9 protein-coding genes are annotated in these 12691 nt (G+C 73.5%); all 9 read right to left on the reverse strand.

Annotated elements, in window-relative coordinates; translation table 11 throughout:
• Positions 1 to 3: 3 nt before the first annotated feature.
• On the reverse strand, positions 4 to 2043 hold the full coding sequence (locus tag ACZ6EG_RS03740) for a glycosyltransferase family 4 protein (protein ID WP_469601218.1): 2040 nt from the start codon (positions 2041 to 2043) through the stop codon (positions 4 to 6).
• A 214-nt stretch (positions 2044 to 2257) separates the two neighbouring features.
• On the reverse strand, positions 2258 to 3694 hold the full coding sequence (gene obgE, locus ACZ6EG_RS03745; RefSeq protein ID WP_391967988.1) for a GTPase ObgE: 1437 nt from the start codon (positions 3692 to 3694) through the stop codon (positions 2258 to 2260).
• A 116-nt stretch (positions 3695 to 3810) separates the two neighbouring features.
• Entirely contained in the window at positions 3811 to 4065 is a 255-nt protein-coding gene (gene rpmA / locus ACZ6EG_RS03750) for a 50S ribosomal protein L27 (protein WP_003976205.1), read from the reverse strand.
• Positions 4066 to 4079: 14 nt separating this feature from the next.
• On the reverse strand, positions 4080 to 4400 hold the full coding sequence (rplU, locus tag ACZ6EG_RS03755; protein ID WP_004931419.1) for a 50S ribosomal protein L21: 321 nt from the start codon (positions 4398 to 4400) through the stop codon (positions 4080 to 4082).
• Positions 4401 to 4601: 201 nt separating this feature from the next.
• Positions 4602 to 5663, reverse strand: coding sequence for an iron-containing alcohol dehydrogenase family protein (locus tag ACZ6EG_RS03760; protein WP_391967989.1), 1062 nt, complete (start codon positions 5661 to 5663; stop codon positions 4602 to 4604).
• A 176-nt stretch (positions 5664 to 5839) separates the two neighbouring features.
• Entirely contained in the window at positions 5840 to 10051 is a 4212-nt protein-coding gene (locus ACZ6EG_RS03765) for an Rne/Rng family ribonuclease (RefSeq protein ID WP_469601222.1), read from the reverse strand.
• A gap of 274 nt (positions 10052 to 10325) precedes the next feature.
• A complete protein-coding gene (locus ACZ6EG_RS03770; RefSeq protein ID WP_391967991.1) occupies positions 10326 to 11102 on the reverse strand; it encodes a TIGR03936 family radical SAM-associated protein in 777 nt (258 codons plus the stop codon).
• Positions 11103 to 11150: 48 nt separating this feature from the next.
• The gene (locus tag ACZ6EG_RS03775) at positions 11151 to 12227 is read right to left on the reverse strand and encodes a hypothetical protein (protein WP_469601227.1); all 1077 of its coding nucleotides are present in this window, start codon (positions 12225 to 12227) and stop codon (positions 11151 to 11153) included.
• A 37-nt stretch (positions 12228 to 12264) separates the two neighbouring features.
• Positions 12265 to 12691: FG-GAP repeat domain-containing protein (locus ACZ6EG_RS03780; RefSeq protein ID WP_469601230.1), on the reverse strand; the 427-nt coding region annotated here is incomplete at its 5' end.

The raw sequence follows: 12691 nt of genomic DNA on the forward strand, positions 1-12691 counted from the left end.
TGCTCAGAGGCGCACGGTCTTCACCGCGAGCTGGCAGGCGGCCGTGTAGTAGGGCCGCAGCTCGGTGCGTCGGCGGGTGGGCGGCAGCGGGACGGGCGTCTGGCCCAGCGCCCGGCGGGACTTGCGCACCGCGCGGGTGAGCACGGTCGGCGGGGCGGCCACCGGTTCGCTGATCACCGGACGGGGGAAGGTGAACACGTCGATCGGCGCGAGCACGTCGGTGCCCAGCTTGGCCAGCTGCACCCGGGGCGCGTCGGGCGCCGTGCGCAGCGACAGGTCCCAGATGACTTCCTGCTCGTCGCCCTCGCCGTGCTCGCGCACCAGCGTGGCGCAGTCCAGGTCCACGGCCACCCAGCCGTCGCCCTCGTCGCGCAGCGGGAAGGTCAGCACCCGCTCCTTGTCCCGGCGGTGCACGGCCTCCACCACAGCGCCCGCGGCGGGCCGCGCGCCCCACAGTTCGGCACGTACGGCGATGGTCCGCTCGTCGACCCTGACCGGACCGACCTCGGCGTGGACGTCACGCAGCGCGCTGCGCAGCCGCAGCCCGCCGTCCTCGTGCAGGTGCGGCAGCAGCAGCGCGAGGGACGGCCCCTGCGTGCGCGGCAGTTCCACGGCGAGCAGGTCCCGGGTGTCGCACCCGTAGCCGTCGGTGGTCAGCGCCACCTCGCGCTCACCCCCGCGGGCGGCCAGGGCCAGCTCCCAGGTGCCGTGGGGCACCCCGGCGTCCCAGGGCACGACGGCGTCGCCCTCGGCGGAGAACGGGAAGCGGTGCTCCCCGCCGCCGGCGCCCCCCCTGCGCAGGACCAGCTCGGCCTGCCCGGCGCTCGGCGGCAGCGTGCCCACGGCGACGTGGACCGAGCCCTGCCGGTCCACCCGGGCGGTGGCGTGGCGGGGCAGCTCCTTGCGGGCGAAGGCCTCCTCGAGGATGGCCTCGAAACGTTCCCGGCTGGCCCGCTCGTGGAAGCGCTCGGCGTTGCGGATGCCGGCGGCGGCCATCTTCAGGCGCAGTTCGTCGTCCTGGACCAGGCGTCGGATCGCGTCGGCCATCGCCTCCACGTCGCCGCGCGGGACGATCAGCCCGTCCTCGCCGTGGGTGAGGATGTTGCGCGGCCCGTGGTCGGCGTCCGTGGCGACGACGGGCAGTCCGGCGGCCATCGCCTCGACGAGGACGTTGCCGAACGCCTCCCGCTTGGAGGGCAGGACGAAGATCGAGGCCTTGCCGAACTCCGGGGTGACGGGCGAGGTCTGGCCCATCAGCAGGATGCTGTTGGACAGCCCCAGTTCCTCGATGCGGGCCCGCAGCTTCTTCTTCTCGGCGCCGTGGCCGTAGATGCGCAGGGTCCACTCCGGGGCGACGGCGTGGACCTTGGCGAAGGCCTCGATCAGCAGGGCGTGGTTCTTGTTGTCGGTCAGGTGGCCGGCGGAGACCACCACCTTGTTGGTGCCGCTGGAGCGGATCGTGGAGGCGGGCACGCAGTTGGGCATCACCGCCAGGCGGTTGCGCACCGCGGGCACCTGCCGGGCGAGCGAGGCGACCTCTTCCGGGGTGAGCGCCGTGAGGGCGTGCAGGTGCCGGTAGGCAGGGAAGAGGCGCTGTTTGATGTCCGTGGCGTAGATGGCGGGCATCGAGTGCTCCTGGGTGACCTTCAGGTAGTCACCGGGCGCCTGCGCCAGCATGATCGTGTTGCGCGGGCTGGAGCTGACGACGACGTCGGCGTCGGTGGTGTCGAAGTACTCCAGCAGCCGCAGCTCCGCGAGCCGGCTCACCACCGGCGTCTTCGCACCGTCGTTGAGCGGGTAGATCAGCGGGAACTTGTCGGACAGCGGGTTGTCCACGTCGGACACCGGGGAGTGCGGCCGCATGTCGGTGAGCGCCCGCACCTTCACCCGCGGGTCCAGCGGGAAGTACGACTCGTCGCGCACCTTGCGCAGCGCCACGATCTCGACGTCGTGCCGCTCGGCCAGCGCCCCCGCGAGATTCTGCGTGGCGCTGACCACGCCCCCCATGTGGCACAGGTCCCGAACGAGGAATGCGATCTTCACTTTGCGGCTTCTCTCTGCTCCCGGGAGCGGCTGGTCGGGCCGTCCCCCCGCCCCTGGCCACGCATGGGTGGCCACATCCTTCTCACAACGTACACATGGATGTTGTAGAGCAGATCACGGCCCCGACACACCCGTGTAACCCTGTGAACAGCAAGATGCCGCCCGTGGAACCGCGGTTCCACGGGCGGCGGTGCGCGGTGCTGCCGCGGTGGGGTCAGAACGGCTCGAAACCGTCGAACTCCTGCTGTGCCTCGTCCCGTTCGGCGTCCCGGTCCCGGCGGCGCTGGGCGGCCGGGCGGGGTGCCTCGAAGCGGTGGTCCTCGCCGCGGCGGCCGAGCATCTCGGCGCCGGCCGTCACCGACGGCTCCCAGTCGAAGACGACCGCGTTGTCCTCGGGGCCGATGGCCACGCCGTCGCCGCTGCGGGCGCCCGCCTTCATCAGCCGGTCCTCGACACCGAGGCGGTTGAGCCGGTCGGCGAGGTAGCCGACGGCCTCGTCGTTGCTGAAGTCGGTCTGGCGCACCCAGCGTTCGGGCTTCTCGCCGCGCACCCGGAACAGGCCGTCCTCCTCGCGGGTGACGGTGAAACCGGCGTCGTCCACGGCCTTGGGCCGGATGACGATCCGGGTCGCCTCCTCCTTGGGCCGGGCGGCGCGCGCCCCGGCCACCAGCTCGGCCAGCGCGAAGGACAGCTCCTTCAGGCCCATGTGGGCCACCGCCGACACCTCGAAGACGCGGTAGCCGCGCGCCTCCAGGTCCGGCCGGACCATCTCGGCGAGGTCCTTGCCGTCGGGCACGTCGATCTTGTTGAGGACGACGATCCGGGGCCGGTTCTCCAGCCCGCCGTACTCGCGCAGCTCCGCCTCGATGATGTCCAGGTCGGAGACCGGGTCGCGGTCGGACTCCAGCGTCGCCGTGTCCAGGACGTGCACCAGCACGCTGCACCGCTCCACGTGCCGCAGGAACTCCAGGCCGAGGCCCTTGCCCTGGCTGGCGCCGGGGATCAGGCCGGGGACGTCGGCGACGGTGTAGACGGTCGCGCCGGCCGTCACCACGCCGAGGTTCGGCACGAGCGTCGTGAAGGGGTAGTCGGCGATCTTCGGCTTCGCCGCGCTCAGCACGGAGATCAGCGAGGACTTGCCGGCGCTCGGGTAGCCGACCAGCGCCACGTCGGCGACGGTCTTCAGCTCCAGCTGGATGTCCAGGACGTCACCGGGGACGCCGAGGAGCGCGAAGCCGGGCGCCTTGCGCCGCGCGGAGGCGAGCGCCGCGTTGCCGAGGCCGCCCCGGCCGCCCTGCGCGGCGACGTACGAGGTGCCCTGCCCGACCAGGTCGGCCAGCACGTTGCCCGCCGCGTCGAGGACCACGGTGCCGTCGGGCACGGGGAGGACGAGGTCCTGGCCGTCCTTGCCGGAGCGGCTGCCGCCCTCGCCGGGCTTGCCGTTGGTGGCCTTGCGGTGCGGGGAGTGGTGGTACTCGAGGAGCGTGGTCACCGACTGGTCGACGGTGAGGATCACGTCGCCGCCACGGCCGCCGTTGCCGCCGTCCGGGCCACCGAGCGGCTTGAACTTCTCACGGTGGACGGAGGCACAGCCGTGGCCTCCGTTACCCGCGGCGACGTGCAGCTCGACGCGGTCCACGAAGGTGGTCATGGGATGTGCCTCCAGTTACCAGTTACTGCTTACTACGGATTGTCTCTTGCGTAACACGCGAAAGGCGGACCCGCTTCCCCTCGGGGAAGTGAGGCCCGCCTCGCGAAAGTCTCCGATCAGGCGACCGGAACGATGTTCACGACCTTGCGGCCACGGTGGGTGCCGAACTGCACCGCACCGGCCTGCAGGGCGAACAGCGTGTCGTCGCCGCCGCGGCCGACGCCCGCGCCCGGGTGGAAGTGGGTGCCGCGCTGGCGGACCAGGATCTCACCCGCGTTGACGGCCTGACCGCCGAAGCGCTTCACGCCGAGCCGCTGGGCATTCGAGTCGCGACCGTTCCGGGTGGACGATGCGCCCTTCTTGTGTGCCATGTCTCCTCAGTCCCTTACTTCGCAGCCGCGGGGATCTCAGTGACCTTGATCGCCGTGTACTGCTGGCGGTGGCCCTGACGACGGCGGTAGCCGGTCTTGTTCTTGTAGCGCAGAATGTCGATCTTCTGGCCCTTGTGGTGGTCCACGACCTCGGCCTGGACCTTGATGCCGGCCAGCACCCACGGGTCGCTGGTCACAGCGTCGCCGTCGACGACGAGCAGGGTCGAGAGCTCGACCGTGTCGCCGACCTTGGCGGTGGAAATCTTGTCAACCTCAACGATGTCACCGACAGCAACCTTGTGCTGGCGGCCACCGCTGCGCACGATGGCGTACACGCGGATCTCACTCTCTCGCTCAGAACGGCACCCCCGCAGTCCAGCCACCCGGTGACACACGCGGACAGCCTCTCCCGGTCGGGGCCCGAGGGGGCCCGCATCCGGAAGGAATGAGGTTTACGGGGATGTGACGCGTCAGTCGACACGCCGACGGTCAAGATTACGGGGCCGCACGACAGGGGTCAAACCGGGCTCCGCGCCTCACCCGGCGACCGCCGCGACGTACTCGGCGTACGCCTCCCCGGCGCGTGCCGCCGAGAGATCCAGGTGCTCCAGGACCGTGTACCGCCCGGGCCGTGTCTGCGGGGCGAACTCCACGGCCCTTACGAACTCGTCGTCGCCGAACCCGATCTCCCCGGCCACCACCGGCAGCCCGTGGCGGCGCAGCGTCCCGGCCATCAGCAGGGCCCCCTCGTGGTCGCCCCGCAGGTACGTCGCGAAGGCGGCGCCGATGCCGACCTGCTCGCCGTGGCTCGCCGCCCGCCTCGGGTACAGCAGGTCGAGCGCGTGGCTGATCTCGTGGCAGGCGCCGGAGGAGGGGCGGGTGTGCCCGGCGATCGTCATGGCGAGCCCGGACAGCACGAGTCCCTCGGTCAGCACCGTCAGGAACCCGTCGTCCCCGCAACCGCCGGGGTGCCGCAGCACGGCCTCGCCGGCCTGGCGGGCCAGGGCGGCGGCGAGGCCGTCGACCTTCTCACCGTTCACCCGGTGGGCCAGCTCCCAGTCGGCGACCGCGGAGATGTTGGACACGGCGTCGCCGATCCCCGAGCGCACGAACCGGATCGGCGCCTCGCGGATCACCGCGAGGTCGACGACGAGCGCGATCGGCGTCGGCACCCCGTAGGAACCGCGGCCGGCGTCGTTGTCGAGTATCGACACCGGCGAGCAGATGCCGTCGTGGGAGAGGTTGGTGGCCACGGCGACCATGGGCAGGCCGACGCGCGCGGCGGCGAACTTGGCGCAGTCGATGACCTTGCCACCGCCCAGACCGACGACGGCGTCGTAGCGGCCCGACTTCATCCCGTCGGCCAGTCGCACGGCGTCGTCGATCGTGCCGCCGCCGACCTCGAACCAGTCGGCGCCCGGAAGGGACGGCGCCAGCCGCCGGCGCAGACGGGCGCCCGAGCCGTCGCTGATCGCCACGGCGAGCCGCCCGGACTGGGAGATCCGCTGGTCCGCGAGGACACCCGCCAGGTCGTCCAGGGCGCCCGGCCGGATGTCCACGACGAGCGGCGAGGGGATGAGCCTCGTCAGTACCGGCACGTGATCGCGCTCCTCGCGGGGACGAGTGGGGGCGGGTCGGGGCGGGCCGGGCCGTGGCGCGGCTGTCCGGTGATGATGCGCCCGGACGGGCCCGGGGAAACGTGTGGTCCCGCCCGCACCGGAATCCTGGCGGATTCCGGACGGACGGGACCACATGCTCGGCGACAGGGGCCGGATCAGCCCTCGTCGGTGGCGGCCGTGACCGAGGACGGCGCCTGCTGGGCGGCGGCCGCGGTCTTCTTCGACGTCGCCTTCTTGGCCGTGGCCTTCTTGGCGGTCGTCGTCTTGGCCGCCTTCTTGGCCGTGGCCTTCTTCGCCGTCGTCGTCTTCTTGGCCGCGGTCTTCTTGGTGGCGGCCTTCTTCGCCGTCGCCTTCTTGGCCGTCTTGCGGGCCGCCGCCTTCTTGGCGGGGGCGGCCTCGTCGGCGGCCTCCGCCTCCGGGGCCTGCTCCGCCGGGGCCTGCTCCGCCGACTCCTCCGCCGGGCCCGACGGGACGACCATGACGGCCGTCTCCTCGGACGCGGTGGACGTGGTGGGCTTGCGCACGGCCCGGCGCCGCGGACGGGCCGGGGGGGCACTCTCCGCGTCCGCCTCGGCGGCCACCGGGGCCTCCGCCGCCGGCTCCGGCTGCGGAGCCTGCTCGACGGGGGCGGCCTCGGACACCGTCACCACGGCGGCCTCGGCACCCGCGGGCGAACCGGCCGGTGCGGACACCTTCCGGGTGGCCCGACGACGGGTACGGCCCTTGGGCGCGGCCTCCTCGGCGGCCGGGGCCTCGGTGGCGGCCGGGGCCGGAGCACCCGAGACCGCGTCCTCGACGGCCGCGGGCTCGGCCAGGATCTCGGCGGCCGCCTCCTGGAGGACCGGACGCTCGGCCTCCTCCTCGGCCGTGACGTCCTGCGCCGTCGGTGCCTCGGCGCGCCGGGCCTCGCCCTTCGCCCTCGGGGCGCCCGCGGGGGCCGACGCCCGCCGGCTCGCGCGACGCCGGCCACGACCGCGCGTGGCGGCGGCCTCGGCCTCGGCGGCGCTGCTGTACAGCTCCTCGTCCGGGACGAACTCGGGCGCGGGGAGCGCGACCGGCTCGGCCACCTCGGCGGCGACCTCGGCCTCCGACTCGGCGTCCGCCTCCTGCTCCGCCGTGGGACCGGTCTCGACGCCGGCCACGTGCTCGTGCTCGTGCGGCTGGTCGGCTCCGGCCCGCGCCCGCTTGCGGCGCTTGCTGCCGCCTCCGCCGCCGGCGGCCGAGGTCGGCTGGTCCAGGTGGACGATGACACCGCGGCCGTTGCAGTGGACGCAGGTCTCCGAGAACGACTCCAGCAGCCCCTGGCCGACCCGCTTGCGGGTCATCTGCACCAGACCCAGCGAGGTCACCTCGGCGACCTGGTGCTTCGTACGGTCCCGGCCCAGGCACTCCAGCAGGCGCCGCAGCACCAGGTCCCGGTTGGACTCCAGCACCATGTCGATGAAGTCGATGACGATGATGCCGCCGAGGTCGCGCAGCCTGAGCTGGCGCACGATCTCCTCGGCCGCCTCCAGGTTGTTCCTGGTGACCGTCTCCTCGAGGTTGCCGCCCTGACCGGTGAACTTGCCGGTGTTGACGTCGACGACGATCATCGCCTCGGTCCGGTCGATCACCAGCGAACCGCCGCTGGGCAGCCAGACCTTGCGGTCCAGCGCCTTGGCGAGCTGCTCGTCGATCCGGTAGGTGGCGAAGACGTCGACCTCACTGGTCCACTTGGACAGCCGGTCGGCGAGGTCCGGCGCCACGTGCGACACGTAGCCGTGGATGGTCTGCCAGGCGTCGTCCCCGCTGACGACGACCTTGGAGAAGTCCTCGTTGAAGATGTCGCGCACGACCCGGACGGTCATGTCCGGCTCGCCGTAGAGCAGCGTCGGGGCGTTGGAGCTGCCGCCGCCCTTGGCCTTCTTCTGGATGTCCTCCCACTGGCCCTGGAGCCGCTCGACGTCGCGGCGCAGCTCCTCCTCGCTCGCGCCCTCGGCGGCGGTGCGCACGATGACGCCCGCGTCCTCGGGGACGATCTTCTTGAGGATGGTCTTCAGCCGGGACCGCTCGGTGTCGGGCAGCTTGCGGCTGATGCCGGTCATCGAGCCCTCGGGCACGTAGACCAGGTAGCGGCCGGGCAGCGAGACCTGGCTGGTCAGGCGGGCGCCCTTGTGGCCGATCGGGTCCTTGGTGACCTGCACGAGAACCGACTGGCCGGACTTGAGGGCGGACTCGATGCGGCGCGGGCCGTTGGCCATGCCCAGCGCCTCGAAGTTGACCTCGCCGGCGTACAGCACGGCGTTGCGGCCCTTGCCGATGTCGATGAAGGCGGCCTCCATCGACGGCAGCACGTTCTGCACCTTGCCGAGGTAGACGTTGCCGACGTACGAGGTGGCCTGCTCCTTGTTGACGTAGTGCTCGACGAGCACCCCGTCCTCCAGGACGCCGATCTGGGTGCGCTCGCCGTGCTGGCGGACGACCATGACGCGCTCGACGGCCTCGCGGCGGGCCAGGAACTCGGCCTCGGTGATGATCGGAACGCGTCGGCGGCCCTGCTCGCGGCCTTCCCGGCGGCGCTGCTTCTTGGCCTCCAGGCGGGTGGAGCCCTTGATGGACTGCACCTCGTCGGACGGCTCGCTCTTCTCCCGCGGGGGCCGGGGCTCGCGGACCTTGACGACGGTGCGCTCGGGGTCGTCGGTCGACGAGTCACCCTCACCGGAGGCGTCCCCGGCACGGCGGCGGCGACGACGGCGACGACGGCTGCTGCTGGAGCCGCCGCCCTCCCCGGAGGCGTCCTCGTCCTCCTCGGCGTCCTCCTCGACCTGCTCCGCGGTGTCCTCGGCGTCCTGGACGGCCTGCTCACCGCCGGTGTGCTCGGCGTCGTCGGACTCGCCCGCGTCACCGTCGGCGGAGTCGCCCCGGCGACGGCGACGGCCGCCCCGGCGCCTGCGACGGCGGGAGCCGGACTCCTCGGAGCCGTCGGCGTCGTCGTGGTCGTCACCCAACTCGTCGGCGTCGGCGTCGGAGTCGGCGTCCGTCTCGGTCTCGGCCTCCGGCTCGTCCTGCGTGACGGCGGCGGTGGCCCGCTCCTCGGCGGCCTCCTCGGCGGCGGCGCCCCGGCGCTTGCGGCGGCGACGCGACCCGGCGGACTGCTCCTCCGGAAATTCTTCGGTCTCCTCGGGCGCCTGTGCCGGCGCGACTCCGGCCGCCTCGGCGGCGGCCTCGGCGGCGGCCCGCTCGGGCGTCTGGAACCTGGGCTCGGCGAAGACGGGCGCCTGGAACACGGCCACGGCGGGACGCGACGGACGCTTGGGAGCGTCGTCCTCGTCGGACGCCCCGGCGCTCTGCGCGGGCGCGGCGAAACCGGAGGCGGCCTTGCGGGTGGACCGGCGGCGCGCTCGGCGCGGCGTGGCGTCCTCGACGGGCTCGGCGGGCGCGGCGGCCTCGGCCGGCGTCTCGGGGGCCGGAGCGGACTCGACGGCCTCGGTACCGGCATCGGCGGTCGCGGCGGCCTCGCGGCGCGTGGCCCGACGACGACCGCGACGCGGCGCGGCGTCCTCGACGGGCTCGGCGGCGGGCTCGGCCTGCACGGGAGCCTCGGCGGCCCCGGCGTCCGACACCTGAGCGGAGGACACCTCCGCCGCGGCCGGCTCGCTGGGCGAGGTCACACTGCGCGTGGCACGGCGACGGCTACGGCGCGGCGCGGCGTCCTCGACGGGCTCGGCGGCGGGCTCGGCCTGCGCGGGAGCCTCGGCGGCCCCGGCGTCCGACACCTCCGCCACGGCCGCCTCACCGGACGAGGTCACACTGCGCGTCGCGCGACGACGACCACGGCGCGGCGCGGCGTCCTCGACGGGCTCGGCGGCGGGCTCGGCCTGCACGGGAGCCTCGGCGGCCCCGGCGTCCGACACCTCCGCCACGGCCGCCTCACCGGACGAGGTCACACTGCGCGTCGCACGACGACGACCACGGCGCGGCGCGGCGTCCTCGACCGGCTCAGCCGCGGGCTCGGCCTGCACGGGAGCCTCGGCCACGGGGGAGGCCGGAACGACGGTCTCGGCCGCCTCCTCCGACGCCGGAGTCCCGGCGGGCGCGGAGGCACGGCGCACGGCACGGCGTCGCGGGCGAGCCGCGGGCTCGGGGGCCGTCTCGGCAGCCGGGGTCTCCTCGGCCACCGCCTCGTCCGTCTCCTCGGCCTCGTCGGCCGGGGCGGTCACCGCGGCCGCGGTGACGGTCTCCGCCGGCGCCTCGGCACCGGACGGCGGCCCCGCCGGCCGGGAGGCGGCCCTGCGCCGTCGACGCGGCGGCAGGGTGTCGCTGGGGGTGTTCGACTCGGTGTCCGTCGAGGTGGTCGCGGACCCGGTGGGTTCGGTCGGTTCGAGCATGCGGGGGTTTCTCCCGTCAGGCTCCCGGGCGCCGCGCCTGGTCCGGCATCGACCTGGTCGACCGCCGGTGACGTCCGCGGCTCGCGCGATGCGCGGTCGCCGCCGTCCGGGGCGCGGGCGCCGCTCGGGAGCTCTCCGTGTCTTGTCTCGCCGGTTCCGTACCCCTTGTCGTGCACGGCCTGGCGAAAGTCTTGTGGTGGGTGCGCTGCCCGACCCAGGTGGCTCCCGAGTTCCAGGGCGGCGCTACGACGCGCGTCCCTGCGCGGAACCTTCCTTACGCCGACGCCGTCGCGGCGGCGGAAGCGGCGGCCGGTTGCGGCTCGGGCGCTTCTGCCTCGCGGTCGGGCGCGAGCGGGTCGGTCACCGCACCGGTCTCTTCATCGAGCAGCCCCTGCGCCAGCCTGGTCACCGCTGCGGGGACCGGCGGCGCCAGGTCGGCCACGGCGCGAAGACCGGACAGGACGTCGTCGGGTCGTACGGCAGGCGTCACGTGCCGAACAACCAGCCGCAGTATCGCACAGGGCTGGTCGGTCGGCCTATCAACCGGTGAACCGTGCGTGGTGGCAGTCTCGAGGTGCACGACGGCGGAGCGGGCGTCGAAGGTACGGACGCCGTTCTTCGTCCTGCGCTGGACCTCGACGGCCTCGGCCGAGTTGAAAGCCGCCACGGCGCGATCGGCGTCCGCGGCCTCCACACCGTCCAGCCGCAGCTCCCACACGGAAGCCGTCAGCCGGTCGGCGAGCCCGGAGGTCCGGGCCTCGACCGCCTCGACGATGTCGAGCCCGGTGGGGAGCGACTCGTCGAGGAGCAGTCTGAGCTGCTCCGGGTCACGCGCTTCGGTGAGCGCGATCTCCAGGTACTCCGCCTCGCTGCCCGTGCCGGTGGGTGCGGCATTGGCGTACGACACCTTCGGATGCGGCGTGAACCCCGCCGAGTACGCCATGGGCACCTCGGCTCGGCGCAACGCACGCTCGAAGGCGCGCTGGAAGTCACGGTGGCTGGTGAACCGGAGGCGGCCGCGCTTGGTGTAACGCAGTCGGATGCGCTGCACCGCGGGTACGGGCGGCGGGCCTTCGGGCTGTCGCTTGCCCAGTGTCGTTCAGTCCTTCGTGAGAGCGGTCGTACTACTACCAAGAGTACGTGCCTCGGCGACGGATGGTTCCCGCCGGGCCACCGGCCGAGCCCGCGGGGGCTCCCCGAAGAGCGCCCGCCGCGCGTCGGCCCGGGCCTCCCGTACGGTCAGCCGGGCGGAGGCGAGCGCCCGCCGGGTCGCACGCCCGGCGCCGCGCGAGGCCTCGGCGAGAGGCCGCAGGACGGTGTCCCGCACCGCGTGCCCCACCGGGGTCAGGACGCTCCGGTACGCCCAGCGCGCCGGCTCGACGACGGTCCACCGCACGAGGGTGCCGAGGAACCGCCCGACGGCGAGCGACACGTACCCCGCGATCCGCCAGGCATGGCCGAGGGCGTCCCGGACCTCCCTGCCGACGACCACCAGCACCCGGCCGACCGGTGCGAGCACCCACCGCCACACGGCGAGGGCCGGCAGCACCAGCAGCACCCGTACGGTCCAGTACAGGACGAACCCGACCCCGGTGACGACGACCCCCACGCCCCGCGCCACCTGCCTGCCGCACCAGAGCAGCCCCTTGCCGCACCAGGCGAGCGCCTGCCCGACCGGGGTGAGCACCCACCGGTACAGCCACACCGCCGGAACGGCGACCAGGTACCGCGCGAGCCATGCCAGACCGGCGTACAGTCCGCGCCCGATCGCGGCGAGCACCGCGCCCACCCGGGTGAAGAACCAGGCGAGCGCCTGTCCGGCCGGCGTCAGCACCCACCGGTACAGCCACACCGCGGGCACCACGAGGAGTACGTTGCCCAGCCATCCCATGCCCTTGGCGAGCGGCACGACGACATGGCGCCACAGCCCGACCAGCGGCCACACGAAGACGGCCCGCCCGAGCCACGCCAGCGCCCGCCCGACCGGGCGGAGCACCGTGTCCCGCGGGACCCGCCCGGCGACGACGAGCGCGTCCCACACCAGCCGCACCGGCACGACCACCACGAGGGCCACGATCCGCACCGGAACGCGGATCGCCGCGGCGACACACCCCTCCGGGTCCGATCGCCGCGGCGGCTCCTGTGGACGGCCCTGCGGCCGCTTCTCGAGGTCCATACCGGAACAGACGCCGGAACGCGCCGTCCGGATGCGGTCAGGTGAGTTCGCTGCGGGACCAGGTCCAGCTGCCGGAGGCGGCGCTGTCCCACCGGCGCACCGGCGCACCGAACCCGGCACCACTGCTCGTCAACGTCCACAGCGCCGTCCGGTTCGACCCGTCGCTGCCCTGACCGTTGTCGTACAGCACGCCCACATCGGTGCGACCGTCACCGTCGAAGTCACCCGACGTCACCTTGGACCGCTCCCAGTCCCAGCTGATCGACCCCGCACTGTCCCACCTGCGCACCGGCGCACCGAACCCGGCACCACTGCTCGTCAGCGTCCACAGCGCCGTCCGGTTCGACCCGTCGCTGCCCTGACCGTTGCCGTACAGCACGCCCACATCGGTGCGACCGTCACCGTCGAAGTCACCCGACGTCACCTTGGACCGCTCCCAGTCCCAGCTGATCGACCCCGCACTG

It is taken from the genome of Streptomyces sp. NPDC041968, assembly GCF_055589025.1.